The 1,191-nt window shown below is 42.4% G+C and carries 1 protein-coding gene and 1 pseudogene; both read right to left on the reverse strand.

All coding sequences use genetic code 11. The annotated features are described in order from the left end of the window. Positions 1-255: 255 nt before the first annotated feature. Entirely contained in the window at positions 256-861 is a 606-nt protein-coding gene (locus tag ACTXGO_RS14150) for a L,D-transpeptidase family protein (protein ID WP_443574963.1), read from the reverse strand. 126 nt (positions 862-987) lie between these two features. After that, a pseudogene (locus tag ACTXGO_RS14155) lies at positions 988-1,191 on the reverse strand (3-hydroxyacyl-CoA dehydrogenase); the annotation flags it as partial.

A 1,191-nucleotide genomic window follows, 5' to 3' on the forward strand; every position in this document is an offset into this window, starting at 1 on the left:
GGTTGCTATCTATATAAGGGACAAAGGAGATGATTTCAACTCCCAATTAGCCCTTGTCAATAATAAATAATGACTTTGTAGTGTGAGAGCCAAAGCAGATGATATATAGCTTTGATCAAAACCCTACTAAAAACAATGATATCAAGCTTATATTATTAATAGGTATACCGCGCAAATTTTCAAGCAAGATATTGGAAGAAGAGATAAGTTTTAGACAGACGTTTTTTATCGATAACTCAGTTAGGCTAAAAATATCTATTCTACAATCTCGATCGTCGTGCCAAGGGTGATGAGATCCATGATTTCGTCCATCTCATCATTGGTGACTGCAATACAGCCGTCCGTCCAATTACGCTGCTGATTGTACCAAGCCAAATCGCCTAGCCCATTCATTTGCCCATGAATCATGATGTCACCGCCCGCACTGACGCCAAGAGCTTCAGCGCGTGCCTTGTCCGCACTATTTGGATAGCTGATATGAATAGAGCGATAGGCAATGGAGTTCTCGTTTTTGTAGTCGAGCGTATAGATACCGACTGGCGTGCGCTCATCGCCCTCTTGCTGCTTATGTCCGACGGGATTTTCCCCTAAGGCGATATGATAGGATTTGATGACTCTATCACCGTCCAGCAGTTGCATAGTGCGCTCGGACTTATCGACGAAGACTTTATCAATCGCTACGTTACTTGGAATAGCAATTGTGCTGGCATAAGAGCCTTGGGTGCGAAAAGGGTTTTTGTCGTAACGAACCAGGTCTATAATACCTGCAGCGACTAGACCGATAGAAAAAAGAGCAAGTATCCTGATCTTGGGATGCTTGCTCTTGCTTGGCTGGCTGATGTTATTGGTAGACAGAGACATAAAGAATCTACTTTATTCAAAAATAATGATAAATATAGCAAAAAGCAAAATGACTCTGTATGTAAAAACGATGAAGGTTAAGTGAAAAAAGCTTTGTGTCTCTTTGAAGAGTGAACTGCAAATGACTTATACCATACGAATAGCGCCATCTAAACGTATTACTTCGCCATTAAGATAAGAGTTGTCGATGATATGAGTGACCAATTTGGCAAATTCATTTGGGTCGCCTAAACGCTTGGGATACGGTACGGCAGCCTCTAATTGTTCGCGCGCCTTTTCAGGGATCGTATTCATCATCGGCGTCGCAAATACGCCCGGCGCAATGGTCAT

The sequence above is a fragment of the Psychrobacter sp. T6-1 genome, from assembly GCF_052258445.1.